Below are 25,611 nucleotides of genomic sequence, written 5' to 3'. Positions count from 1 at the left end.
GTGGGGCCCCGGTTTGGGCGGGCATCTATACTTTACGGACTACCCAAAAAGAAAGACACGCTTTTGGCGTTTCTTTCTTTTTGGATTCCGGTCGCCAAGGCCGCCTCCACCCTTCGGAGATTCAGATGCTCGGGGTCGGCAAAGCCCCCCTTGCGCAATTCTCCGCTGTGCTCCGAATTTACGCCGCATTTGCGGCGCGGCCCAGAAGGGCCGTTTGATGATTTGGCAGCGGCATCTGAAGCGTTCGGACAAGGCAAAAAAGGAACACCAGCCGGCAGGCTGGTGTTCCTTTTTTGCTTCCCGGAGATATTCGCATACTCGGCACAGATGGATGCCCTGCCGGGCAGGAAAACTGCCTCTGCCCGGCGCGTTCGCTTTGTTTAAAGGCACCTGCACTCAGCTCAGCTCGAACATCCCGTGGTAGAGCCGGTAATACAGGCCCTCCTGGGACAGCAGCTCCTCGTGGCTGCCCCGCTCCACGATCCTGCCCTGTTCCAGGACCATGATGGCGTCGGCGTTGCGGACGGTGGAGAGCCGGTGGGCTATGACGAACACCGTCCGGCCCGCCATCAGCTGGTCCATGCCCTTTTCGATCAGAGCCTCGGTGCGGGTGTCGATGGAACTGGTGGCCTCATCCAGGATCAGCACCGGCGGGTCCGCCACAGCGGCCCGGGCGATGGCCAGCAGCTGCCGCTGGCCATGGGAGAGGTTGGCGCCGTCGGCGGTGACCATCGTGTCGTAGCCCTGGGGCAGGCGGCGGATAAAGGAGTCGGCGTTGGCGATCTGCGCCGCCCGGCGGATCTCTTCCTCCGTGGCGTCCAGCTTGCCGAACCGGATGTTGTCGGCAATGGTGCCGGTGAAGAGGTGGGTATCCTGGAGGACGATGCCCAGGGACCGCCGCAGCGCCGCCTTTTTGATGTCCCGGACGTCGATGCCGTCATAGATCACCCGGCCGCCCTGGACGTCGTAAAAGCGGTTGATGAGATTGGTGATGGTGGTTTTGCCGGCGCCGGTGGAGCCCACGAAAGCGATCTTCTGGCCCGGCTTTGCGTAGAGGCTGACGCCGTGGAGGACGGTGTGCTGCGGATCGTAGCCGAACTCCACATCCTCGAAGCGCACGTCGCCCCGCAGAGGCCGCAGAGCGCCGTCGGCCCGCCGCCAGGCCCACCGGCCCGTCTGTTCCCGGCAGGAGGTCAAAACGCCGTGTTCCTCCCGGACATTGACCAGGTCCGCGGTGCCCGCGTCCTCCTCGGCCGGCTCGTCCATGGCCTCAAAGACCCGCTCGGCGCCGGCAAGGGCGGCCAGCAGGAAGTTGCCCTGCTGAGTGAACTGGTTGATGGGAGCCGCCGCCTGGCGGACAAAGACCAGATAGCTGGCCAGGCTCCCCGGGTCTGTCATGCCCTTGAGGGCCATGATGCCGCCCAAGACGGCTACCACCGCGTAGTTGATGTAGGAAATGCTGACCACCGCCGGGATCATGGTGGCGGCGTAAGACTGGGCGCCGGTGCCGGAGCGGCGGAGGGCCTCGTTTTTCCGGCGGAATTCCTCCAGGCTGGCCGCCTCGTGGCCAAAGACCTTCACCACCTTCTGTCCGCCCATCATCTCCTCAATGTAGCCGTTCAGGTCACCCAGGCATGACTGCTGGCTGTTGTAATAGACCTTGCTGCGGCGGCTGCTGAAGCGGATGTAGAAGAACATGGCAAGATAGCACACAGCCACGATCAGGGATAACCGCCAGTTCAGAATGAACAGAAGGATCAGCGTGCCGGTCATCTGGATGAAGCTCTGGATGGCCATGGCGAAGCTGTTGTTCATGGCGTCGGCGATGGTGTCCACGTCGTTGGTGAAGTAGCTCATGACATCGCCGTGGCGGCGGGTGTCGAAAAACCGCAGGGGCAGGGTCTGGAGATGGTCGTACAGGTCCCGGCGGATGTCATAGACCACCCGCTGGGCCGCCCGGACCATGGTCTGGGTGTAGCCGAAGGAGCAGAGGACGCCCACAGCGTAGATCCCCGCGGTCACGGCCACGCCCCGCTTCAGCGTGCCGGCGTCGCCGTCCACCAGGCTGTTGACCACCGGTCGGATCATATAGGTGCCCAGCAGGTTGGCGGCGGCGCTGACCGTCACCAGCACCGCCACCGCCAGTAGCAGGTAGCGGTGGCGGCCCAGATAGCGCAGGAGCCGCCCCACGGTATAGCCCAGCCGCTTGGGCTTTTTGGCGCTAAGCTGTCTGGCCGCCATGGATGTCCCCTCCCTTCATCTGCGAGGCGTAGATCTCCTGATAGATGGGGTCCGACTCCAGCAGCGTCTCGTGGGTGCCCACGGCGTGGACGCGGCCGTCCTCCAGAATGAGGATCTGGTCCGTGTGCATGACCGAGGTGATCCGCTGGGCAATGATGATCTTGGTCACGTCCGGCAGGCGCTCCAGGGCGGCCCGGATCTTTCCCTCCGTGGCGGTGTCCACGGCGGAGGTGGAGTCGTCGAAAATCAGGATCTTGGGCCGCTTCAGCAGGGCCCTGGCGATGCACAGCCGCTGCTTCTGGCCGCCGGAGACGTTGACGCCCCCCTGGCCCAGGTCCGTGTCCAGGCCCTTGGCCGTCCGCTCCAGAAACTCGTCGGCGCAGGCCGTCCGGCAGGCCTCCCACAGCGCGCCGTCCCCGGCCTGGGCGTCGCCCCAGCGCAGGTTTTCCCGGACAGTGCCGGAGAACAGCACGTTCTTTTGCAGCACGATGCCAACGGCGGCGCGCAGGGCGTCCAGATCGTAGCTGCGCACATCCTTTCCGCCCACGGAGACGGTGCCCTCCGTGGCGTCGTAGAGCCGGGGGATCAGCTGGACCAGGGTGGTCTTGGAGCTGCCGGTGCCCCCCAGGATGCCCACAGTCTGACCCGCTGGAATGTGGAGGGTCACGTCCTCCAGGGCATACTCCTCCGCGCCGGCGCTGTACTTGAAGGAGACGTGGTCGAAGTCCACGCTGCCGTCGGCCACCTCCGTCTCCGCCTGGGGCGGGGAGGTCAGCTCCACGGTCTCATTCAGCACCTTTGCAATGCGGTCGGCGCTGGCCAGGGACCGGGTCAGCAGCAGAAAGACATTGGAGATCATCATCATGGAGTTCATCACCTGGAACACGTAGCTGAGAAAGCCCGTCAGCTCTCCCACCAGAAGGTTGCCCGCCAGGATCATATTGCCGCCGAACCACATGATGAGCACCACGGAGATGTACATGACCAGCTGGAGAGAGGGCAGGTTCAGCACGGCCCAACGGAAGGTGTTCTGGCTGGTGTCCCGGAGGGCGCGGTTCACCTGGTCGAATTTCTCCGCCTGATATTCCTCCCGGACGAAGGCCTTCACCGCCCGGATGGCGGCCAGTCCCTCCTGGACCACGTTGTTCACATGGTCCACCGCCTGCTGGAGGCGGCTGTATAGGGGGGAGACCTTCCCCACGATGGCAAACAGGATGCACCCCAGCACCGGCGCGCCCACCAGAAAGACTAGGGCCAGCCGGGCGTTCATCCAGAAGGACAGCCCCACGCCCATCAAAAGCATCACCGGACTGCGGATCAGGGGGCGGAAGCCGCCGTTGACGGCGTTTTGCAGCACCGTCACGTCGGTGGTCATCCGGGTCACCAGAGAGGACGTCTCAAAGTGGTCCAGATTGGAAAAGGCGTAGCGCTGGATCTTCTCGAACTGGGCCTCCCGGATCCGGGCACCCCAGCCGTAGGCTGCCCGGGCGGCAAAGCGGGCATAGAGCAGGCCCGTGGACAGCGACAGCAGGGCGCACACGCCCATCTGCACGCCCTTGCTTAAAATGTAGTCCATATCCCGGTTGGCAACGCCCACGTCGATCAGATCTGCCATCAGTACCGGGATCAGCAGCTCAAAGCAGGTCTCCGCCAGTACCAGAGCCGCGCCGATCACCATGTCCCGGCGGTAGGGGCCCAGATAGCCCAAAAGACGCCGCAGCTGACTCATTTGCGCCCCTCCTCAAAATCCCGCAGATTGCGGCGGGCCCGGGTCAGATAGTCAAAAAACTGGGACCGCTCCTGCGCTGTAAAGTCTGAGAGCATCACTTGTTCCAGCTCGCCGCAGCGCGCCTCCCACTGCTCATGGGCCCGGCGGCCCTTGTCGGTGATCTCCACCAGATCCCGCCGGCGGCTGGCTTGATCCGGCTGCCGTGTGACGAAGCCGTTTCGCTCCAGGGCCTCCAGCATCCGGGATACCGCCGCCGGGTCCACCTCGTAATACGCGGCCAGCTCCCGCTGGTGGCAGGGTCCTTTGGCGGCCAGATAGGCCAGCAGCTTAGGCTGGCCGGAGCCCAGGCCCAGCGGAGCCAGGTTCTGGCGCAGGTGGTTGCGCTGGGCGTGAAAGGCCCGGTAGAGCAGCAGATGGAAGGTCTGCTCCAGATCCATCCCGATCCCTCCTTTCTTAAATATTGACTAGTCAACAGTTGATATATCAATTATATGCGAGCGGCTGGCCGCTGTCAATTCCCGGGGACGAAAACCCCCTCCGGCACAGCCGGAGGGGGTTGCAAGCGCCGTTCAGCGCCGCAGAAGGACCACCGCCACGTCGTTGACGTTGGTGCCGGTGGGGCCGGTGCGCAGCAGGCCGCCCACCGCCTCCAGAGCGTGGTAGGCGTCGTTGCGGCGCAGCACGTCGTGGACGGTGAGGCCCGCGGCAGTGAGACGGTCCAGGGTGCCGCCGTCCACCAGGCCGCCGGCGGCGTCAGTGGGGCCGTCGGTGCCGTCGGAGCCCAGGGAGAAGAGCACCGTGTCCGCCATTCCCGCGATGCCCGGGGCCGCCGCCAGGGCCAGCTCCTGATTGCGGCCGCCCAGGCCGTCCCCAGTCAGGTGGACCACCGTCTCACCCCCGGCCAGGAAGGCCAGGGACCGCTCCGTACCGTCGTGACTCCGGGCGATGGAGGCCAGGAAGGACCCGGCCTCCCGGGCCTCGCAGCAAAGCCGGTCTGTCAGAACCAGCGGCTCATAGCCCAGCTCCCGGCAGACCTTTGCCACCGCGGCGCACAGCTCCCGGACGCTGCCGGTGATGGCGGTTTCCACATTGGAGAGGGATTTGGGCGTCTCCCGGGCCAGCAGCTCCGCCGCATGGGGAGACAGGGGCAGGCGGTACTTCTCCGCCACCGCCAGGGCCTGGGCGCAGGTGGAGCTGTCCGGGCAGGCGGGACCGGAGGCGATCATATCCAGGGGATCCCCCAGAATGTCCGACAGTACCACGGCGAACACCTTCGCCGGGGCGCACAGCTGGGCGAACCGGCCGCCCTTGACGGCGGAGAGCCGCTTGCGGACGGTGTTCATCTCCACGATGTCCGCGCCGCCGGCCAGCAGGGCCCGGGTGATCTCCGCCAGCTCTGCCTCCGGCACCAGGGGGCTCTCGAACAGGGCGGAGCCGCCGCCGGAGACCAGAAACACCACCTGGTCCTCCGGTCCCAGGTCCCGCACCAGATCCATGGCCGCCTGCGTGCCCCGGAAGGAGTTGGCGTCGGGCACCGGATGGCCGCCCTCCCAGACGGCGCAGCGGGGAATGGGGCCCATGCTGTGGCCGTACTTGGTGACCACCACGCCGGCGCGCAGCTTCGGACCCAGCACCTCGGCGGCGCAGGCGGCCATCTGCCAGGCGGCCTTGCCGATGGCCACCAAGTACACGCCCCCGGCGGGGAATTCCCGGCCCTCCAGGGCGCGGCGCACCGCCGCGTCAGGCCGGCAGGCGGCAAGAGCGGCGCGGATGACGGTCTGGGCGTCAGAGTGAACAGACATGGGATTGCCTCCTCTCAGGATTCCTCCAGCCCGGCAAACAGGCTGCAAAGACACAGCAGCACGCTCTCACGAGGATTGTGCACGCTGTATCCGGTTTTTTCCTTCAGTTTTTGCAGGCGGTAGTGGCAGGTGTTTTTGTGGACGTACAGGGCCTGGGCCATCCGGTCTACCTGGCCGTCGTATTGGAAATACAGCCGGACGGTCTCCAGCAGCTCCTGCCGCTCCCGCTCCGGACAGCTGCCGAACACCTGCCGGAACAGGTCCCTGCGGATGGCGGCGGGAATACTGCGGGCCAGAAATTCCAGAGACACCTGGTTATAGAACAGGATACCGCCGCCGGACCGGGCGGCCAGGCAAGCGGTCCTGGCCTCCTGATAGCCCCGGCGGACCTCCAGGCCCCGGCGGCCCTGGGCGCTGACGCCCCCGCAGATCCGTGCGGAAAAGGCGGATTCCAGCTCGCTGCGCAGCCGGTCCAGGGCTGCCAGCAGGGCGTGACGGCCCCGGCTGTGGTACATCAGCAGGATCCGCTGGTTCACCACGGCGCACAAAGCGCCGTCCTCTCCCCGGAGGTAAGGCTGGATATGCTTGAGATAACGGGCGTTGCGCATCTCCCGCAGATCCTCCGGCGTGCCTGCCGACTCCTCTGGAGCGTCCACCTCCAGGATCACCACGGTCCAGGCCTGGGTGGTGTCGATCCCCAGCAGCCGGCCCCGCAGTTCCAGGTCGCCCTGGTCTGCATGATCGGAGAACAGCCAGGTCTCGATGAAGCACTGGCGGGCGCCCTCCAGCAGCGTCTCCTGCTCCTGCCGGCGGGCCTCCCGCAGCAGGATCTCCGTCATCCGCTTGATGACGCTGCCCAGGGGCTCCACCTGCTCCGGCGGACCGGTGATGCCGATGACCCCCACGGTCTGCCCGTCCATGTGAATGGGCAGGTTGACGCCCCGGCGGGTGCCGGCGGAGGAATCGTCCTGGCGGACCACCAGCTTGTCCTGCCCCGTGCGAAGCAGCTGCTCTGCTCCGGCATGGCGCTGCCCCACCCGATGGGAGTCCGTGCTGGCCAGAATGGTGCCGCTGCCGTTCATGAGGTTGATGTCCCGGCCGGTGACGGACTTCATCTCGCTGACGATGGCGCGGGCGGTCTCCTCTGCGATAAACATACCAGCCCCTCCTTTGTGCGGAATACAAGAAACAAGATAAAATTTTATACAATATACAATTTTACCTTTATTATACTGAAAACAATGAAAAAGGCAAGCACGCAGACGGCATTGAATAAGGAGGAACGCTATGAAGATCGTGATTCTGGATGGATATACGGAAAATCCCGGCGACCTGAGCTGGGGCGAACTGGAGAAGCTGGGGGAGCTGACGGTCTATGACCGCACCAGCCTCACCGATGAGGCGGAGATCATCTCCCGGATCGGTGACGCCGAGGTGGTCCTCACCAACAAGACGCCCATCAGCCGCCGGACCTTTGACGCCTGCCCGGGCATCAAGTTCGTGGCCATGCTGGCCACCGGCTACAATGTGGTGGACGTGGCCTATGCCCGGGAGAAGGGCATCAGCGTGTCCAACGTGCCGGTGTATGGCACCCGCTCCGTCAGCCAGTTCGCCATCGCCCTGCTGCTGGAGGTCTGCCACCACATCGGCCACCACGACCGGACGGTCCATGAGGGAAAATGGGAGAACTGCGCCGACTGGTGCTACTGGGACTATCCGCTGATCGAGCTGGCGGACAAGACCTACGGCCTGCTGGGCTGCGGCAACATCGGCATCCACACTGCGGAGGTCGCCAAGGCCCTGGGCATGCACGTGATCGCCTATGACGCCAGGGAGACCGAGGCAGGCCATGCCCTGGGTGTGGAGTATGTGACGCTGGACGAGCTGTTCGCCCGGTCCGACGTGCTGGGCCTCCAGATGCCGCTGTTCCCCTTCAACACCGGCATCATCAACAAGGAGAACATCGCCAAGATGAAGGATGGCGTCATCATCATCAACAACAGCCGCGGACAGATGGTGGTGGAGCAGGACCTGGCAGACGCCCTGAACAGCGGCAAGGTGGCCGCCGCCGGTCTGGACGTGGTGTCCACGGAGCCCATCCGGGGCGACAACCCCCTGCTGAAAGCCAAAAACTGCATCCTCACGCCCCATATGTCCTGGGGGGCCAAGGAGAGCCGCCAGCGGATCATGGACTGTACGGTGGACAATGTGAAGGCCTACCTGGCCGGCGCGCCTATCAATAATGTGGTAAACTGAAGAGAAACGATCCCCGGCCCGGAGGCTTTGCCTCCGGGCCGGGGATCTTGCTGTATGGAATCAGGTGGGGAAGAGGCGGCTCACTGGGCCACGTCGGTCAGCTCGGAGACCACGCGGGCCAGCAGGGTCCGGGGCAGGACCACCAGCTTGCCGCTCTCCCGGGCGAAGAGCTCCTTCATCTCCTGGGTGAAGCCGATGCAGTCCAGCACCACCAGGTCGCCGTCCAGGTCTTTGACCTGCCGGGCGGCGGATTCCAGGTCGGCCATGGGGCCGTAGGGGGAGGCGGGGATGGTGGTGACCTTCTCCACGTACTGGCCCCACTTCTCCTGGCACTGCTCCACCTGGAGGGGAGAGGGGGTGACGGTGATGATGTGGGAGGTCTTGGTCAGCAGGGGCACCACCCGGTCCAGAATGTCGCAGGGGTAGATCAGGGGCACCTTGGCGGTCAGAGAGGCGGGGAACTTGCCGGTGCAGAAAAAGACGATCAGCCGGGCGCCCGCCTCCTCCAGCTCGTGGATGGCCTCCTGGAGCCGGGGCAGGATGTACCGCTCGGCGAAGGTGACGGAGGAGCCGTCCAGCAGGCGGGAGACCAGCACGTAGTCCCCCTCCTGGGGCTGGAAGGCGGAGATCTGCTCCACAGTCAGGCCGTCCAGGCCGCCCCGCTGCATGAGCTCCACCTTTCCGTTGAAGATGTCCATGATGTCGCTGGTCACGTCGGTCCGGGGGGCCTGGCCGATGGTGATGGCGCCGATTTTCATTGCGTGTCCGCTCCTTTCTTTGTGAAAGGCCCCCGGCGGGTGCGCCGGGGGCCGTGATCTCATTCCTTGCCCAGGGTCTGCAGGTGCTTCATGGAGCCATAGAGCTTCTGAATGCGGGCGTACTCCGCCTCGTCGTAGAAGGCGAACTCGCCGCGGCCGTAGGCCTTGGCGGCCTCCAGCATGAAGCGGGCGGCCTCCTCCACATCGGTGTAGTGGCTGCAGCCGGTGCCGCAGCCGGGGACCATGGTCTCGGCGGTAATGGCCACGCCGATCACCGGGGCGGAGGTGCAGGTGCAGGGCTGCATGATGCTGTTGATGTGGTGGATGTCGTTGCCGTAGGGGGTGATGTCCTGCATGTTCACGGGGAACACATAGGGCAGGCGGCCGGTGGTGCGCTGCATGATGTCCAGCAGAGCCTCCGGCAGGCGCAGGATCCAGCCCTCCTTCACCGGCTGGGACAGGGCGAAGCCCCGGGTGTTGATGACCCGGTTGCCCTTGGTGGTGTCCACGGAGAAGATGGCGTCCAGCTCCGGGGAGACCTCCTCCTGGTTGATCTGGTAGGTGTCCACGGGAGAGTTCATGAAGGGCACGGGATCATGGGGCTGGGTGGGGGAGAAGGGGCTGATGTGCGTGGAGATGAACACGTCGCCGGGCAGGAAATCGCCCTTCATCTGCATGTCCAGCAGCTTGGCCGCCACGGTCAGGGCCGCCAGGGCGCCGTCGCCGTCGGAGACGTAGCCGATCATCTCAGGCCGGGCGCCGATGGCGCCCAGACGGCCCAGGATGCCGATGGTGGGCACCTTGCCGCCCTTGGTCTTGCCGTCGGTGCCGGGGATGCGGACCTTCACCATGTCGGTCTTGCCCCGGGGCCCTACCAGCGGGTAGGTCTCGATGTTGGCGTCGGGATTGATGCCCTTGAGATAGGCCACCACGTCGGCGCCGGTGACCACGCTGCTGTCCAGCAGGTCGTAGACCTCGATGAGTTGTTTGATCAGCATAGAAACTTCCTCCTTAGAAATATATGTAATGTCAAATGTCAGTTCTGCGCCGGGGCGGGCTGCTGGGCCCGCCGCAGAAGTTCAAACAGAGTCACGGCGCCCTCGCACAGCACCGGGTCCAGCACGGGGATGCCCAGCTCGTCCCGGATGAAGGGAGCGATGCCGATGGTGGCCATGCCGGTGCAGCTCAGGGCCAGCACCTGGGCTCCCAGTTCCTGCTGGTGCCGGGCGGCGGCCATGGTGGCCTCCCGGCCGGCGGGGGTCATGAGATCCAGGGTGGAGCGGACCCCCTCGCCGATGCCCGCCTCGGGGATCAGGGCGTCGCCTAGGATCCGGGGATAGGCCTCGGGGATGTCGGCGGTGATGCCCAGGGTGCCCACCTTTCCGCCGTAGAACCGGGCCAGGGTGGCGGTGCTCTCCCCGCCGCCGATGACGGGGATGGGGACCTCCGCACGGGCCTGGGCCACGCCGGGATCCCCGGCGCAGCTGACGATGATGGCGTCGAAGCCCTCCTCGTACATCTGCCGGGCCATGGCAACCACCTTGGGCACACCGGCGGCCATGGTGGCGTCGTCGTGGATGCCCTCCCACTGGTCAGGGATGCAGCGGGACACGGTCTGGAACATGGGGTAGTACTGCTCCAGCAGACGGCCGTGGAGGTTCAGCAGCTCCGGGTCCTCGGTGGTCAGCACGCGGATCACGCCGATTTTGTATGTATTCATGCGCTCGCCTCCCAATTTTTTGATGTGGTTGACGCTCAGATGACGAACTCGCCGTCCTTCAGGATCAGCTGGTCGTCGAGGTACAGCGTGGGGTTGAGGATCACGCCGTCTATGTGGCAGTCGGCCTTGTTGGTGCCCTGGAAGCCGATGTTGGTGCCGAAGGCGATGTGGACGGTGTGGTAGGCCTTCTCGTCCTCCAGGATGATGCCGGTGACCCGGGCGGCGTGGTTGGTGCCGATGCCCAGCTCGCACAGCGTGGCGTTGCGGTCGTTGGCCAGCAGGACGCCCAGCTTCTCGGCGCCGGGGCCGGTGATCTCCTTCAGCTTGCCGCCCTCCACCCGCACGCGCAGGGGCTCGTCCAGCTTGCCCAGGCCCACCATGGACCCGTCAATGACCATCTCGCCGTTGGAGCCGTCCTCCAGGGGGGCGATGTAGGCTTCGCCGGAGGGCAGGTTGCCGGACTGGCCCTTCTCCCGGTACACACCGGGGCTGGGGATGCCGGGGCGGCCGGTCAGGTCCAGGGTCAGCACGCAGCCGTCCTTCTCGATCCGGGCGGTGGCGGCCTTGGTCAGCAGCTCCGTCACCCGCAGCGTCAGGTCCATGACCTGGTCGTAGTCGGCGGTCATGGCGCCCTGGCTGAACATATCCTCAGTGATGTTGGGCATGGTGGCCACCCGGGCGCCGGCCTTGGCGGCCTCGATCTTGGCCCGGGTGTGGGTGATGGAGGTAGCCATGGGGGCGATGACCACGTCGGCGGCCTTCATGGCGGCGGCCACGGCGGCGGGGGGCTCCTCGCCGCTGACCTGCCGGGGGGTCATGGTCATCAGCAGGGCCTCGGCGCCCAGATCCTGGGCGGCGTTGTAGAGGGCGGTGCCGATGGGGAGCTTTTTGTCGTCAGTGATGATCAGCACCTGCTCGCCCGCCCGGACGTTCAGGCAGGAGACCATCATGCGCTTGGCGATCTCTCGGAGTTCCATGTTGTGTCAGCTTCCTTTCTCGTTCACAGTCCCAGGGGCTCCAGCATGGGCCGGCGGATGATCTCCTCGGCCTGGGCCAGCAGCTCCCGGTCGTGCATGGTGGGGGACAGGTTCAGGTTGCGGTTGTGGGTGGTCAGCACAAAGACTTCCTGGCCCTCCCGGATGTCGGAGGAGGGCAGGGGCCGGCCGGTGGCGGCGTCCACGGTCATGATGAGGTCCGGGAAGGTGGCCACGCGGCTGCCGTCGGGGGCGTCCAGGGTCATGTACTCGTTCCAGAAGGTCAGCTCGTGGCCGTCCACGGTGACGGTGCCCACGTCGAAGCCGCCCTCGCCCCGGAGGGTGTAGTGCTCCACGGCGCCCCTGCACAGCACCCGGCCGTGCAGGAACTCCGCCGCGGCCTCCACGGCCTTCTGGGGAGAGACTTCCAGGCCCTGCTCGTACACCTGGCCCAGCTGGATGGCCTGGGAGATGCCGCCCACGGCGCCGTTTTCCCGGACGTAGGCGGCGGTAACCGGGTTGCGGGCCACGCCCACCACGCCGCCGGCCTCCACGGAGGCGGCACGGACCAGCCGGGCAGTGGCGTCGATGGTGCCCCGGAACACGCCCTCCACATACCGGCCCGTGGCCGGATTGCCGCCGGCGCAGGTCATGGTGGTGACGTAGCCGGGCAGCCGGTGGAGGTTCATGCTGCCCATGACGCCGGTGGGATGGGCCCGGCCGTTGCACTGGGCGTCCACCAGGGGCAGTCCCAGAGCCGCCGCCTGCACCCAGCCGTTGACCGTGGCACACCAGCCGTTCTCATTGGTCATGACGGCGGCCAGGGGCGCGCTGCCGGCGTTGCGCTGGAACAGCTCCACCGTGCGGATCATATCCTCGGGGGTCAGGAACTGCTCCTTGGCGGCGGGAGCGCCCACCAGGGACACGGAGAGCACGGTGGCCTCCGGGTCGATCTCCTCCAAAGGCGTGAGGTACAGCGGCGGCATGGACTCCAGCTTTTCCAGCAGCATTTGGCCCATGGCAAAGGAGCCGCCTCCGCCGCCGCCCAGCAGACAGCCGCCCAGCATGGCCCAGCGGCCCGTCTGGCGGTCCAGCAGACGTTTTTCCTGTTTCATCGTGATCCTCTTCTTTCTTTTCGGGAACCGCTGTATCCGCCCGCACCGGACCCTCCGGCACCGACATTCCGACTGTCAGCGGCAATTTTCCGATAATCGGAATAATTAACGAGAAAATCCGGCGGAAATCGTACATAATATACAAATACACTGCGGTTCTTCTGTATATTTATATAGATATCACAAGCGGGTAGCGGTGTCAAGCCGCGGTTTGTGCGCAAAGGTATCTTCCTTTTTCCGACGGGACACGATATAATATCAGCAATCATAAAAAAACCGCCTTCAGGCGGGGAAAGGAGGCGGAACGTCATGGACAAAGCGGGCGGAGCCAAGTATCAGGATGACCCCAACTATTTGCAGACAGCCGGCCGTACCCTGGAGGTATTGCAGCTGTTTTTGGAGGGAGAGAGCCTCTCTCTCACCGCCGTGGCCCGGCGGATGGAGCTCAGCAGCACCGTGGTTTACCGGCTGCTGTATACCCTGACGGCCCACGGCTTTCTGATCCAGGATGAGGACAAGAGCTACCGGGTGGGTCCGGCCCTGGTGTCGGCGGGCCTCCGGGGCCTCCAGGCCCACAAGGCCCGGGCGGTGGCCAGCCGCTATATGTGGGAGTTCTTCCGCCAGAGCGGCTGCACCGTCACCATGACCGCCTGCCTGGATATGCGCAGCGTGGTGGTGGAGCGGTTCCGCTCCATCCAGGACCAGAACGACACCCCCTTCGTGGGCCACAGCTATCCCCTTCACGCCGGTGCCTCTCACCGGATCCTGCTGGCCTTTCTGGACAGGGAGCGGCAGGAGGCGTACTTACAGGACCTGTTCATGGACGAGCGGACCCGGGAGGACCTGCGCCGGGAGCTGGCGCGGATCCGGGAGCGGGGCTACGACTACACGGAGCAGGCCATCACCAAGGACGTGTGGGGCATGTCGGTGCCCCTGTTCGACAGCCGGGGTATCTGTGTGGCGGGGCTGAGCATCGGCGGGTACCTCTCGGAGATGACGCCGGAGGTGTTCCGGGACCGGCTGCGGATGCTGCGCCAGCTGGCCCGTCAGATCAACCGGGCCCTGGGTGCGCCGGAGCGATGTATGGAGTTCCCCATGGCAGAGGAGCTGCCGCCCCGATGAGGAGGGGCCGGATGACAGAAGAGCGGACGGAGGCTGCTGCCTCCGTCCGCTTTTTGGGCTCCGCAGGTCATGCCTCCAGAAGAATGTCCCGGATGTAGGGCACCAGCGGTCGGTCCACGATCCGCTCCAGCTGGCCGTACAGGGCGCCATCCCGAACTCCGTCCGCCAGCAGCAGGCGGTGCCGGTCCGCCGCAGTCACCGCGATCTCCATACCCTCCCGCAGGGCGGCGGTAGTCACCACGGCGCCGGTGACGGCGTCAAAGGTGGCGATCAGGTCCGGGAAGGTGGCCAGCCGCTCCCCCTCTGTCTCCAGGGTCATGTACTCATTGTAAAAGGTCAGATGACAGGTGCCCTGTCTGCTGCTCACCAGGGCCTCGCCATGGTCCAGACCGCCCTCTGAGATCAGGCGGTACCCCGTCACCCGGCCCCGCAGCACCACCCGGCCTCCCAGCGTCTCCATGGCGGCCTCCGGGCGGTCCGCCGGAGCGGCCCCCTCCATGGCCCGGCCCAGGGCCAGGGCCTGGGTGTAGGTGCCCAGGGCGCCGGTCCGGAGCAGATACCCGGCGGTCACGGGGTTGCGGACCACAGCCACCCGGCCGCCCGCCAGATCTGCCGCTTGACGGCACAGGCCGGCGGCGGTGGCCACGGAGCCGGTACAGGCCAGTTCCGTGTAGGTGCCGTCGGCCCGGCTGCCGCCGCAGGCGGCCTGTATGGATAGGTACGCCGGCTCTCGGGTCAGACCCAGGGAGCCCATGGTTCCCAGGGGGTGGGCCCGGCCGTCGCAGGCCGCGTCCACCAGAGGCAGGCCCCGGGCCGCCGCCGTCAGAAAGGGGCCGAAGGCCGCGTTGCCGCCCATCTCGGAGGGGATGAAGGCCGCCACGGCCTGCCCCAGACGCTGCTCCAGCAGTTCCAGGGCCCGGAGGTAGTGGGCGCTGGTGTACATGGTGCCGCCCCGGGAGGGAGCCCCCACGCCGGAGACCGTGGCCACCAGGGCCTCCTCCGGCAGGGCCTCCGCCGGGATCAGCTCCACGGGGCCCATCTCCAGAGCCGCGGCGGCAGACCGGAGTCCCTGCTCGGCGGAGCCGCCGCCTCCGCCGCCCAGCACCTGCGCCCCCAGGGACAGGGGGGCGATATCGGACCGTTCCAGAATCATACTCAAATTCCCCTCTCCGCCGCCGGAGCAGAGCACCCGGCGGACATTTTCTCGAAATCTGCATTTTGCATGGAAGAATATGCGCCCTTGCATGCTGTCCAACTATCCGGAGGAGCGAAACCGCTGAGCGGAAATGCTTGTTCCGATAATCGGAAAACAGGAAAATATATAAAAAGTTTTTTCATTTCAGGAAAAAAACAGGGATTACATAGGATATTGTTAGGATTTTAACTGAAAACTCCGGCAACGTCAATCGGGAAAACCAGGGATTGACAAAATATTTATGATGATGTAATCTGCATACATGAATCGATCGGCTTTCATTTTTTACCCGGTTTGCCAATGGGAGCTGAAGGAAAGAGGAGGAAGAAAATGGAAGATAAAAACCTGAGCGGTCTCAACATTACCGCGAAAGAGCATCCCAAGTGGTACGAGCCGGCTTCCCTGATCTTCGCTACCCTGATGTGCATTCTGGGTGCGATCATCGGCATGGAGCTGATCGTGGCCACCGGCACCACTCCCAACACCTCCCTGGTGGGCGCCCTGTTTGCCATCGTGTTTTCCCGGATCCCCCTGAGCGTGTGCAAAAAGTTCCGCAGCATCCACCGGCAGAACCTGATCCAGACCTCCATCTCCGGTGCCACCTTCTCCGTGGCCAACTGCATGCTGCTGACCATCGGCATCCCCGTGGTCATGGGCTATCCGGAGCTGATGGTTCCCATGCTGATCGGCTGCACCCTGGCCACGATCATCGACGCCTCTATCCTCTACAAGTGCTTCGACACGCCCATGTTCCCGGCTGAGGGCGCCTGGCCTCCGGGCGTGGCCTGCGCGGAAACCCTGCTGGCCGTCATTGAAAAGGGCAAGAAGGCCTTCGGCATCATCATCGGTATGCTGATGGGCGCCGTGGGCAAGGCCGCCGGCATCCCCATGGACCTGCTGGGCGTTTCCTGGTTCGGTAACTTCTGGGCCATGATGGCGCTGGGCATCGGCAGCATCATCATCGGTGTCATCAAGACCAACGCTTTCTCCTTCGCCCTGTTCGGCTTCAACTTTAACTTCGTGGACGGCATCTTCGGCGAGAATTTCGTGTACAGCGATTACATCTCCCTGAATTACCTGCCCCACGGCATCATGGTGGGCGCCGGCATCGTCTCCTTGATCCAGTGCGGCATCATGCTGATGAAGAAGAGCGACGGCAACACCTCCGCCGCCGGTCAGTTCACCTCCAGCATGAAGAACATGAAGGGCGCCCTGGGCATCGGCTTCGGCGCCTACGCCGTGGTGGCCATGGTCCTGGCCGTGGTCTGCGGACTGCTGACCGACATGTCCATCCCCATGTTCATCCTGTGGGTCCTGTTCGCCGCCTTCGCGGCCCTGGCTTCCGAGCTGATCGTGGGCATCTCCGCCATGCACTCCGGCTGGTTCCCCGGCTTTGCCACCGCTCTGATCTTCCTGATCGTTGGCATGCTGATCGGCTTCCCGCCCCTGGCCCTGGGCATCCTGGCCGGCTACACCGCCGCCACCGGCCCCTGCTTCTCCGACATGGCCTATGACCTCAAGTGCGGCTACATGCTCCGCGGCGAGGGCAAGGACCCCGAGCTGGAGAAGGTCGGCCGCCAGCAGCAGTTCTATGCCGAGCTGTTCGGCTTCGCCGTGGCCTTCGTCATGGCCCTGCTGTTCGCCAACAAGTATTTCGATCAGGGCATGTTCGTGGCCGTCAGCAACACCTACAAGTCCACTATCGAGGCCGGTACCAGCATGGAAGTGGCCAAGTGGCTGCTGATCTGGGCCGTGCCCGGCGCCGTGATCCAGTGGCTGGGCGGCCATAAGCAGATCGGCATTCTGTTTGCCACCGGTTTGCTGGTGGGCAGCACCATCAACGGCATCACCATTCTGGTGGCTCTGCTGATCCGCTACATCGCCGTCAAGCGCAACCCCGAGAACGAGGCCACCCTGACCATCCTGGGCGCCGGTGCTCTGGCGGGTTCCGCGCTGTACAGCTTCTTCACTGCCACTTTGGGTCTGGTCAAGCGCAACTGATCTGCGCAGGCTGCGTCAAAAACTGCAAAAAAGCGCCTGCCTCCGGAAGGAGGCAGGCGCTTTTTTGCACCCGTTCGGGAGAAGCATAATTCCGGCCTTTTTACTCAGACTTTACATAGGATTGGTGTCGGATTTTACTTGCGGCCGCCTATACTATGGCCGTGGCACCAAGCAACAGACATATGTAAAGGAGTAATGATTGATGAAAAGAGCGATTTCCATTCTGCTGTCTCTGACCCTGACTGCCGCGCTGCTGGCCGGCTGCGGCTCTGACAAGACCACGGAGGATACCACCGATACCACCGGCGACACCACCACGGAGGAGGCCGCTCCCCAGCTCAGCGGCTCTGTTTCCACCGACGGTTCCACCTCCATGGAGGAGGTCATCGGCGTCCTGGGCGAGCAGTTCCAGGCCGACACCGGCGTGTCCGTCACCTACAACCCCACCGGCTCCGGCTCCGGCATTGAGGCCGTGAAAAACGGCAGCTGCGACATCGGCCTCAGCTCCCGCGCCCTGAAGGACGAGGAGAAGGCTGCGGGCCTCACCGAGACCATTGTGGCCCTGGACGGCATCGCCGTCATCGTCAACGCTGAGAACACCGTCACCGACCTGAGCCTGGAGCAGATTGCTGAAATTTATACCGGCGCCGTCACCGACTGGTCCGACCTGGACGGCACTGCCGGCACCATCGCCGTCATCGGCCGTGAGTCCGGTTCCGGCACCCGCGACGGCTTCGAGTCCATCACCGGCACCGAGGACAAGTGTGTCCTGGCTCAGGAGCTCAGCTCCACCGGCGCCGTCATCGAGGCGGTCCGCACCACTCCCGGCGCCATCGGCTACGCCTCCCTCTCCGCCGTGGAGGGCCAGGAGGGCATCACCGTTCTGACCGTGAGCGGCGTGGCTCCCTCCGAGGCCACTGTTCTGGACGGCAGCTACGCCATCCAGCGGCCCTTCGTGTTTGCCACCCGTGCCGACGAGCCTCTGTCCGAGGCTGCCCAGGCCTTCTATGACTTCGCCACCTCTACTGCCGCCAACGACCTGATCGCCGCTGCCGGTGCCGTGCCTGTGGCGCAGTAAAAGGGACCTGACGGACCAACATTCCAACAAACGCGGGTCAGCCGCCGCACCGCGCAGGGTGCGGCGGCCGTTCCGCTGGGGTGCGTCTGAAAGCAGCCGGAGGGTCTCCGGCGGTTTTGAGATGCACCCCCACACCGGGGCCAGCGCCCCTGACAGCAAAGGAGAATCTGCATGGAACATGAGATCGCGGGGATGGCCTTTCGGCCCGTGCCGGGCGGTGTGCTGACCGCTGATGGGCGAAAGAAGGGACCGGGCCCCCGGGGCAAGGGAAGCCGCAAGGCCCTGGAAAAGGGCATGGGGCTGCTGTTTTTTGTCTGCGGCATCGTTGCCGTGGCCTTTGTGCTGGCTATCAGCGTCTATCTGGTGGTCTCCGGCCTGCCGGCTATTGCGGAGATCGGACCGGTCAAGTTTCTTTTCGGAAAGCGCTGGTACGCCTCCACCAATGACTTCGGCATTCTGGCCATCATCCTCACCTCGTTTGCCGGCACCGCCGGCGCCATTCTCGTGGGCGTGCCGGTGGGGCTGATGACAGCAGTGTTTTTGTCCAAGGTGGCGCCGCCCAGGGTGGCCGCCGTGATCCATACCGCCGTGGAGCTGCTGGCGGGCATCCCTTCGGTGGTCTACGGCCTGGTGGGCATGATCCTGCTGGTGCCCGCCATCCGTGTGGCCTTCGATCTGCCCTCCGGGGCAACGCTCCTGGCGGCCATCATTGTGCTGGCGGTCATGATCCTGCCCTCTATCATCTCCGTGTCGGAGACGGCTCTGCGGGCCGTGCCCCGGGAGTATGAGGAGGCGTCGCTGGCACTGGGGGCCACTCACATCGAGACGGTGTTCCGCGTCAGCGTGCCCGCTGCCCGCAGCGGGATCGCCACAGCCATCGTCCTGGGCATCGGCCGGGCCATCGGCGAGGCCATGGCCATCATCATGGTGGCGGGCAACGTGGCCAATATGCCGGGGCTGCTGACGCCGGTGCGGTTTTTGACCACCGCCATCGTCTCGGAGATGTCCTACGCCTCCGTGGGCTCCCTGCACCGCAACGCCCTGTTCTCCATTGGGCTGGTGCTGTTTTTATTCATCATGATGATCAACGTCTTTTTGAACGTGTTCATCAAGCAGAAGAAGGAGGACTGAACCATGGGCAACCGGTCCCTCTCCACCCGCCGACGCCTCTACGACCGGACGCTGCGGGCGCTGCTGTACCTCAGCGGCTTCATCACCTGCGCGCTGCTGGTGCTGATCATCGGCTATATCTTTTACCGCGGGATCCCCAACGTCACCTGGCAGCTGCTCTCCACCCAAACCAGCTACCTCAACGACACCATCGGCATCCTGCCCAACATCCTCAACACCCTCTATCTGGTGTTGCTGGCCATGGTGATCGTGCTGCCCCTGGGCGTGGGCGCCGCCATCTACCTGACGGAGTATGCCACCAATCGCAGATTGGTGGCGGTCATCGAGTTCGCCACCGAGACCCTGACGGGCATCCCCTCCATCATTTTCGGCCTGGTGGGCATGCTGTTTTTCATCCAGCTTTTCGGCCTCAAGACCGGCGTGCTGGCGGGCAGCCTCACCCTGGTGGTGATGATCCTGCCCACCATCGTCCGCACCACCCAGGAAAGCCTCAAGACCGTGCCCCAGTCCTACCGGGAGGGAGCTCTGGCTCTGGGGGCCGGTAAGTGGCACATGGTCCGCACCGTGGTGCTGCCCAACTCTGTGGACGGCATCGTCACCGGCTGCATCCTGGCGGTGGGCCGTATTGTGGGCGAATCCGCCGCTTTGCTGTACACCGCCGGCTTCGGTGTGGTGCTCAATGATTTCCTCACCTCTCTCCAGGCGGCCTCCGGGTCGCTGACGGTGGCGCTGTATATGTACAGCGAGCGGGGTGAGACGGCCGTGGGCTTTGCCATCGCCACCATTTTGATGCTGCTGACCCTGCTGATCAACCTGGCCGCCACCCTCGCGGGGCGGAGACTGAAGAAATGAACGGGAGAGAATCCGATATGTCTGCCATCATTGAAGTAAAGGACCTGAACCTGTGGTATGGCGCGCACCACGCCCTCCACAGCGTCAGCGTGGACATTCCGGCCCATGAGATCACCGCCCTGATCGGGCCCTCCGGCTGCGGAAAATCCACCTTTTTGAAAACCCTCAACCGCATGAACGATCTGATCCCCGGCATCCGCATCGAGGGCTCGGTCAACTACGGCGGTCAGGACATCTACGACCCCACGGTGGACACCACCTGGCTGCGCAAGCAGATCGGCATGGTGTTCCAGAAGGCCAATCCCTTCCCCATGAGCATCTATGACAACGTGGCCTACGGACCCCGGACCCACGGCATCCGGTCCCGGGCCAAGCTGGACGAGATCGTGGAGAACTCCCTGCGCGCCGCCGCCATCTGGGACGAGGTCAAGGACCGGCTGAAAAAAAGCGCCCTGGGCCTCTCCGGCGGCCAGCAGCAGCGCCTTTGTATCGCCCGGGCCCTGGCAGTGGAGCCGGAGGTGCTGCTGATGGACGAGTCCACCAGCGCGCTGGACCCCATCTCCACCTCCAAGATCGAGGACCTTGCGGTGGAGCTGAAAAGCAAGTATACTGTCATCATGGTGACGCACAATATGCAGCAGGCCGCCCGGGTGTCTGACAACACCGCGTTTTTCCTGCTGGGTGATCTGGTGGAATTCGGAAAGACGGAGCAGATCTTCTCAACCCCCTCCGACAAGCGCACCGAGGACTACATCACCGGACGGTTCGGATAAGGGAGGAATGGAGAGATATGCGCAATCGTTTTGACCAGCAGCTGGAGCGGCTGCATGTAGAGATGATTCAGATGGGCGCACTGTGCGAGGATGCCATCGCCGCCGCGGCGGAGGCCCTGATCCGGGGGGACGAGGCCCTGGCCCGGTCCGCGCAGGAGGCCGAGCGGGAGATCGACCAGAAGGAGCGGGAGGTCGAGAGCCTGTGCCTGAAGCTGCTGCTGCAGCAGCAGCCGGTGGCAAAGGACCTGCGGGAGATCTCCTCGGCACTGAAGATGATCTCCGACCTGGAGCGCATCGGCGACCAGGCGGCGGACATCGCGGAGCTGACCCGTTTTGCCCGAGTGCCCGAGGGTTCCGGAAGGGTCCACATCGGGGAGATGGCCAGAGCCGTCATCCGCATGGTCACTGACAGCGTGGACTCCTTTGTCAAGGGGGATCTGGACCTGGCCCGGGCGGTCCGCGCTCAGGACGACCAGGTGGACGCGCTGTTTGATCAGATCAAGAAGGAACTCATCGCCCTGATTGCGGTGGACGCAGCCTCCGGAGAGCTGTGGCTGGACCTTATTATGGTGGCCAAGTATCTGGAGCGCATCGGCGACCATGCCACCAACGTGGCCGAGTGGGTGGAATACGGCATTACCGGTATCCATCCCGCCGGGGACTGAGTACCGCCGCCCACCGGCGGAGAGCGGGCGGCCATAAGCCGGGGGAGCCCCCGGCCTATGGGCCGAATTTCACATAGGAGGCAAGCCATGATCTACTTACTGGAAGACGACGACAGCATCCGGGACTTTGTCATCTACTCCCTCAACAGCCAGGGAATGGAGGCCCGGGGCTTCGGTCTGCCCTCGGAGTTTTGGCGGGCAGTGGAGGAGACGGCGCCCACCCTGGTGCTGCTGGACATCATGCTGCCGGAGGAGGACGGCCTCAGCGTACTGAAAAAGCTCCGTTCCGCCCCCAGGACTGCATCAGTGCCCGTTATTATGCTGACAGCCAAGAGCACGGAATATGACAAGGTTCTGGGGTTGGACGGCGGGGCGGACGACTATGTGGCAAAGCCCTTCGGCATGATGGAGCTGCTCTCCCGGATCCGCGCGCTGCTGCGGCGCACAGAGCGCAGCAGCGGGCCTTTGCACATGGGCTGCCTGGAGGTGGATCCGGACCGCCATACCGTTCATGTGGAGGGCCGGGAGGTGGCGCTCACCCAGAAGGAATTTGAGGTGCTGTGCCTGCTGCTGCGCAGCCGGGGGCGGGTGCTGTCCCGGGAGACCCTGATCCAACAGGTCTGGGGCTACGCCTTCACCGGTGAGAGCCGCACCGTGGATGTGCATATGCGCACGCTGCGGCAGAAGCTGGGGCCCGCGGGCGCGTATATCGAAACCGTTCGGGGCTACGGCTACAAAATCAGCGAGATGTGAGGAGGCGGAGATCATGACAAAGCGGATCTTCCGCTCCATCCTGGGTGTGACGCTGGTGGTGCTGGCGGCCAGCCTGGTGCTGGTGACCGGCGTACTCCACGGTTATTTTGAGGACCAGGTGGGCCGGGAGCTGGCCGCCAGGGCGGCCTATATCGCGCGGGGAGTGGAGCAGAGCGGGACAGAGTATCTGAAGGACCTGCCGGGTGAGAGCCGGATCACCTGGGTGGACTCGGACGGCACAGTCCTCTGGGACAACCAGGAGAATCCCGCCGCCATGGACAACCACGCTCAGCGCCAGGAGATCCGCCAGGCTCTGCTGGCCGGAACCGGCACCGCTGCCCGTTACTCGGATACCCTGGCGCAAAAGACGCTGTATTACGCTCTGCGGCTGTCCGATGGCTCCGTGGTACGGGTAGCGGATACCCAGTACACCGTCTGGGCCATGGTACTGCAGGCCGCCCAGCCCGTGGCGCTGATGATGCTGCTGGCGGCGGTGCTGGCTCTGGCGCTGGCGTCCCGGGTTTCAAAGCAGCTGGTGGCGCCCATCAATCAGCTGGATCTGGACGCACCGGAGACCGCGGAGTGCTACGAGGAGCTCTCCCCGCTGCTGGGGAAGATCCGCAGCCAGCAGCGGCAGATCCGCCGGCAGATGGAGGATCTGCGTCAGCGGCAGGAGGAGTTTGCCGCGTTGACGGAGACCATGAGCGAGGGCTTCGTGGCGGTGGATCAGGAGACGAGGGTGCTGGCCTGCAATCCGGCGGCGCTGCGGCTGCTGGGCGCCCAGGCGGCGCCGGAGGGCGAGAGCGTCTACGCTCTGAATCGGGAGGCGCCCTTCCGCCGCTGTGTGGAGCAGGCCCTGGCGGGCCGGCGGTGCGAGGTCCTTCTGGAGAGTGAGGACAGCTGCCGCCAGGTGATCGCCAGTCCCGCCCGGCGGGAGGGGCAGACTGCCGGCGCGGTGCTGATGGTGCTGGACGTGACGGAGAAGGAGCGCCGGGACGCTCTGCGCCGGGAGTTCACCGCTAATGTCTCCCACGAGCTGAAAACGCCCCTGACCTCTATTTTGGGTACCGCAGAGATTTTGAAAACCGGTATGGTGGCTCCGGCAGATGTGGAGCACTTCGCCGGCAACATCCACCGTCAGACACAGCGGCTGATCAGCCTGGTCAACGACATCATCCGATTGTCCCGGCTGGATGAGGGCGGGGACCTGGGCCCCTGGGAGAGCGTGGACCTGCACGCCGCTGCCCGGCGGGTGCTGGATCGCCTGACTGACGCGGCCCAGGGCAAGGGGGTCACCCTCACTCTGACCGGCGGCGGGGCGGTGGTCCGGAGCGTGCCCCGGATCGTGGAGGAGATCCTCTACAACCTCTGCGACAATGCCGTGGTCTACAACCACCCCGGCGGCAGTGTCACCGTCACCGTGGAAAACGGGTCTGATGGGGCGCGGGTCAGTGTAACCGATACCGGTGTGGGAATCCCCCGGGAAGCTCAGAGCCGGGTGTTTGAGCGATTCTACCGGGTGGACAAGAGCCACTCCGGCGGCGGCACAGGGCTGGGATTGTCCATTGTCAAGCACGGAGCGGCCTACCTGGGCGCCCGGGTGGATCTGGAGAGCCGGGAGGGCAGGGGCAGTACCTTCACGGTGACCTTCCCGCCGGAGAGAGACGGGACTTGCGTCCCGGACGACAGCGTGGTATCATAAGAACAGAATTTGACGAAGGGGTGGGAAGATGCGCAGCTGACTTGCGAGTTTCACGCGGAAAACGGACGGCTCACGGCCGTCCCGGTGCCGCGCGCCCGCAGGAACGCTGACGCTCTCTTCCCGGACCCCTTGTGAACGGACCTCCGCTGCGGCGGAGGCTTCGCGGCTGTGTGTCCGGCCGCGGGAGAGGTGCGCCTTTCCCGCGGCCGATTTTATTTGATTGGAAGGAGCACAGCCATGTCACTGATCGAACTTACGGATCTGACCTTTGCCTATGAGGGCAGCCCGGAGCCGGTATTTGAGGGGCTGACCCTCCAGCTGGACACCGACTGGAAGCTGGGCTTCACCGGCCGCAACGGGCGGGGCAAGACCACGCTGCTGCGGCTGCTGGCGGGACAGCTGCCCTCCGGCGGCAGCATTGCCGCCTTCGTAAACTGCGTGTATTTTCCGTACCCGGTGGACCGGCCGGAGCAGACGGCCCGGGCCGTGGCGGCCGCCGCCGCGCCGGAGGCGGAGGAGTGGCAGCTCCGGCGGGAGCTGGGACTGCTGGACCTGCCGGAGGAGATCCTGGACCGGCCCTTTGCGACCCTCTCCTTCGGGGAGCGGACGAAGGTGCTGCTGGCGGCGCTGTTCCTCCGGGACGACGCCTATCCGCTCATCGACGAGCCCACCAACCACCTGGATCTGGAGGGGCGGCGAAAGCTGGCATCGTATCTGAGCCGCAAGCGGGGGTTCCTCCTGGTGTCCCACGACCGGGACTTCCTGGACCGGTGCACAGACCACACCCTGGCCCTGACGCCCACCGGGGCTCAGGTGCGGCGGGGGGGCTTTTCCGTCTGGTGGGAGAACAAGCAGCGGCAGGACGATTTCGAGCGGGCCCGGCAGGAGAAGCTGCAAAAGGACATCGGCCGCCTGAATGAGGCGGCCCGCCGGGCCTCCGCCTGGTCTGACCGGACCGAGCAGGGGAAGTTCGGCGTGGACAAGACCGGCGCCAAGGCGGCGGACCGGGGCTACGTGGGCCACCAGGCGGCCAAACTGATGAAGCGGTCCAAGGCCATCCAGCGGCGGCGGGAGGAGGCCGTGGAGGAGAAGTCCCGGCTGCTGCGGGACGTGGAGAAGCAGGAGACGCTGCTGCTGCGGCCCCGGCCCAATCCGCCGGGCCGGCGGCTCCTGGAGCTGCGGGACGTGTCCGTGGCCTACGGCGGCCGCACCGTCTGCGCCGGCGTCGGCTTTGAGGTGTGTTCCGGGGAGCGGATCGCCCTCCGGGGTCCCAACGGCTGCGGTAAGACCAGCCTGCTCCGTCTGGCCCTGGGGGAACTGGACCCCACTGCCGGGCGGGTGGAGCGGCGCAGTGGTCTGGCGGTCTCCTATGTGTCACAGAGTACCGAGGGTCTCTCCGGCAGCCTGACGGATTTCCTCCGGGCCCGGGGGCTGGACGCCACCCGGTTCTACACGGTGCTGCGGAAGCTGGATTTCCCCCGGTCCCAGTTTGAGGTGGACCTGTCCCGGTACAGCGCCGGGCAGAAAAAGAAGGTACTGCTGGCTGCCAGCCTCTGTGAAGAGGCGGACCTTTACATCTGGGACGAGCCGCTGAACTACGTGGACGTGCTGAGCCGGATGCAGGTGGAGGAGCTGATCCTCTCCTGCCGGCCCACGCTGCTGTTCGTGGAGCACGATGGGCGCTTCTGCGGCACCGTGGCCACCCGGACGGTGGACCTGGGATAACAAAAAGGGAGCGTATGCC

22 protein-coding genes are annotated in these 25,611 nt (G+C 65.0%); 11 read left to right on the top strand and 11 right to left on the bottom strand.

Annotation, left to right across the window (positions count from 1 at the left end; genetic code table 11):
- Positions 1-396: 396 nt before the first annotated feature.
- The 5 genes from KFE19_07635 to KFE19_07615 all read right to left on the bottom strand — a co-directional run bounded on the left by KFE19_07635 (position 397) and on the right by KFE19_07615 (position 6,929).
- Positions 397-2,241, bottom strand: a complete 1,845-nt coding sequence (locus KFE19_07635; protein QUO39343.1) for an ABC transporter ATP-binding protein — start codon at positions 2,239-2,241, stop codon at positions 397-399.
- Positions 2,222-3,970, bottom strand: a complete 1,749-nt coding sequence (locus tag KFE19_07630) for an ABC transporter ATP-binding protein (protein ID QUO39342.1) — start codon at positions 3,968-3,970, stop codon at positions 2,222-2,224. The genes KFE19_07635 and KFE19_07630 overlap by 20 nt, the downstream gene beginning before the upstream one ends.
- Positions 3,967-4,401, bottom strand: a complete 435-nt coding sequence (locus KFE19_07625) for a MarR family transcriptional regulator (GenBank protein ID QUO39562.1) — start codon at positions 4,399-4,401, stop codon at positions 3,967-3,969. Before KFE19_07625 ends, KFE19_07630 begins: the two co-directional genes overlap by 4 nt.
- Before the next feature lie 138 nt (positions 4,402-4,539).
- On the bottom strand, positions 4,540-5,772 hold the full coding sequence (locus KFE19_07620; GenBank protein ID QUO39341.1) for a glycerate kinase: 1,233 nt from the start codon (positions 5,770-5,772) through the stop codon (positions 4,540-4,542).
- A gap of 14 nt (positions 5,773-5,786) precedes the next feature.
- Positions 5,787-6,929, bottom strand: a complete 1,143-nt coding sequence (locus KFE19_07615) for a helix-turn-helix domain-containing protein (GenBank protein ID QUO39340.1) — start codon at positions 6,927-6,929, stop codon at positions 5,787-5,789.
- A 130-nt stretch (positions 6,930-7,059) separates the two neighbouring features.
- On the opposite strand from KFE19_07615, the gene KFE19_07610 reads away from it, so the two are divergent.
- The gene (locus KFE19_07610; protein QUO39339.1) at positions 7,060-8,028 is read left to right on the top strand and encodes a D-2-hydroxyacid dehydrogenase; all 969 of its coding nucleotides are present in this window, start codon (positions 7,060-7,062) and stop codon (positions 8,026-8,028) included.
- 80 nt (positions 8,029-8,108) lie between these two features.
- On the opposite strand, the gene KFE19_07605 is transcribed toward KFE19_07610, so the two are convergent.
- Genes KFE19_07605 through KFE19_07585 form a run of 5 tightly spaced genes read right to left on the bottom strand, consistent with a single transcriptional unit; the run spans position 8,109 to position 12,595 of the window.
- Complete coding sequence (locus KFE19_07605; GenBank protein QUO39338.1) at positions 8,109-8,786, bottom strand: AroM family protein; 678 nt, start codon at positions 8,784-8,786, stop codon at positions 8,109-8,111.
- A gap of 59 nt (positions 8,787-8,845) precedes the next feature.
- The gene (locus tag KFE19_07600) at positions 8,846-9,784 is read right to left on the bottom strand and encodes a DUF1177 domain-containing protein (protein QUO39337.1); all 939 of its coding nucleotides are present in this window, start codon (positions 9,782-9,784) and stop codon (positions 8,846-8,848) included.
- 38 nt (positions 9,785-9,822) lie between these two features.
- Positions 9,823-10,506, bottom strand: coding sequence for an aspartate/glutamate racemase family protein (locus tag KFE19_07595; protein ID QUO39336.1), 684 nt, complete (start codon positions 10,504-10,506; stop codon positions 9,823-9,825).
- Positions 10,507-10,541: 35 nt separating this feature from the next.
- Entirely contained in the window at positions 10,542-11,483 is a 942-nt protein-coding gene (locus tag KFE19_07590) for an aminopeptidase (protein QUO39335.1), read from the bottom strand.
- Positions 11,484-11,506: 23 nt separating this feature from the next.
- Positions 11,507-12,595 carry a DUF917 family protein gene (locus tag KFE19_07585; protein QUO39334.1) on the bottom strand — a complete coding sequence of 363 codons (1,089 nt, stop codon included), beginning with the start codon at positions 12,593-12,595 and terminating at the stop codon, positions 11,507-11,509.
- 309 nt (positions 12,596-12,904) lie between these two features.
- Between KFE19_07585 and KFE19_07580 the strand changes: the two genes are divergently transcribed.
- The gene (locus tag KFE19_07580) at positions 12,905-13,717 is read left to right on the top strand and encodes an IclR family transcriptional regulator (GenBank protein QUO39333.1); all 813 of its coding nucleotides are present in this window, start codon (positions 12,905-12,907) and stop codon (positions 13,715-13,717) included.
- A gap of 67 nt (positions 13,718-13,784) precedes the next feature.
- Here KFE19_07580 and KFE19_07575 read toward each other — a convergent pair whose 3' ends face one another.
- Entirely contained in the window at positions 13,785-14,870 is a 1,086-nt protein-coding gene (locus KFE19_07575) for a DUF917 family protein (GenBank protein QUO39332.1), read from the bottom strand.
- Positions 14,871-15,242: 372 nt separating this feature from the next.
- On the opposite strand from KFE19_07575, the gene KFE19_07570 reads away from it, so the two are divergent.
- From KFE19_07570 to KFE19_07530, 9 genes are all read left to right on the top strand, one after another.
- Complete coding sequence (locus KFE19_07570) at positions 15,243-16,913, top strand: OPT/YSL family transporter (GenBank protein QUO39331.1); 1,671 nt, start codon at positions 15,243-15,245, stop codon at positions 16,911-16,913.
- 202 nt (positions 16,914-17,115) lie between these two features.
- Positions 17,116-17,991 carry a phosphate ABC transporter substrate-binding protein gene (locus KFE19_07565; protein QUO39330.1) on the top strand — a complete coding sequence of 292 codons (876 nt, stop codon included), beginning with the start codon at positions 17,116-17,118 and terminating at the stop codon, positions 17,989-17,991.
- 192 nt (positions 17,992-18,183) lie between these two features.
- Complete coding sequence (gene pstC, locus KFE19_07560) at positions 18,184-19,122, top strand: phosphate ABC transporter permease subunit PstC (GenBank protein QUO39561.1); 939 nt, start codon at positions 18,184-18,186, stop codon at positions 19,120-19,122.
- A 3-nt stretch (positions 19,123-19,125) separates the two neighbouring features.
- Complete coding sequence (gene pstA, locus KFE19_07555; GenBank protein ID QUO39329.1) at positions 19,126-19,974, top strand: phosphate ABC transporter permease PstA; 849 nt, start codon at positions 19,126-19,128, stop codon at positions 19,972-19,974.
- Positions 19,971-20,747 carry a phosphate ABC transporter ATP-binding protein gene (gene pstB / locus KFE19_07550; GenBank protein QUO39328.1) on the top strand — a complete coding sequence of 259 codons (777 nt, stop codon included), beginning with the start codon at positions 19,971-19,973 and terminating at the stop codon, positions 20,745-20,747. Before pstA ends, pstB begins: the two co-directional genes overlap by 4 nt.
- Before the next feature lie 17 nt (positions 20,748-20,764).
- Positions 20,765-21,412: a phosphate signaling complex protein PhoU gene (gene phoU / locus KFE19_07545; protein ID QUO39327.1), complete on the top strand. Its 648-nt coding sequence runs from the start codon at positions 20,765-20,767 to the stop codon at positions 21,410-21,412.
- A gap of 87 nt (positions 21,413-21,499) precedes the next feature.
- Positions 21,500-22,165: a response regulator transcription factor gene (locus KFE19_07540; protein ID QUO39326.1), complete on the top strand. Its 666-nt coding sequence runs from the start codon at positions 21,500-21,502 to the stop codon at positions 22,163-22,165.
- A gap of 13 nt (positions 22,166-22,178) precedes the next feature.
- Entirely contained in the window at positions 22,179-23,867 is a 1,689-nt protein-coding gene (locus KFE19_07535) for a PAS domain-containing protein (protein QUO39325.1), read from the top strand.
- Positions 23,868-24,104: 237 nt separating this feature from the next.
- Entirely contained in the window at positions 24,105-25,592 is a 1,488-nt protein-coding gene (locus tag KFE19_07530) for an ABC-F family ATP-binding cassette domain-containing protein (protein ID QUO39324.1), read from the top strand.
- Positions 25,593-25,611: the final 19 nt, after the last annotated feature.

Source organism: Dysosmobacter sp. Marseille-Q4140, assembly GCA_018228705.1.
In the GTDB taxonomy this organism is placed as follows: Bacteria; Bacillota; Clostridia; order Oscillospirales; family Oscillospiraceae; genus Oscillibacter.
Note: the sequence above shows the minus strand (reverse complement) of the source record. Positions and strands in the feature narration are given on the sequence as shown.